Source organism: Vibrio sp. 10N.222.49.C9 (assembly GCF_041474985.1).
In the GTDB taxonomy this organism is placed as follows: domain Bacteria; phylum Pseudomonadota; class Gammaproteobacteria; order Enterobacterales; family Vibrionaceae; genus Vibrio; species Vibrio crassostreae_C.
In genome coordinates this window covers 1-258 of record NZ_JBFRVD010000685.1, presented here as the reverse complement: position 1 = coordinate 258, position 258 = coordinate 1, and the positions used below count along the sequence as shown (strand labels likewise).

1 protein-coding gene is annotated in these 258 nt (G+C 51.6%); it reads left to right on the top strand.

Translation table 11 applies throughout. The features are described 5' to 3' along the window. On the top strand, nucleotides 1-258 hold a 258-nt coding region (locus tag AB4585_RS25075; protein ID WP_372171466.1), incomplete at both ends, for an L-lactate permease.

Below are 258 nucleotides of genomic sequence, written 5' to 3'. Positions count from 1 at the left end.
GTGCTACCGTAGGTGCGCTGGGTGCCTTTATCGCAGGCTCTAATACAGTATCCAACATGATGTTTAGCCAATTTCAATTTGAGGTAGCCCAAACACTAACTATCTCTAGTGCGGTAGTGGTGGCATTGCAAGCGGTTGGCGCAGCGGCTGGCAACATGATAGCGATTCATAATGTGGTAGCGGCATCGGCTACGGTGGGCCTTTTGGGTCGCGAAGGTGCGACCTTGCGCAAGACCATTATTCCCACCATCTATTACC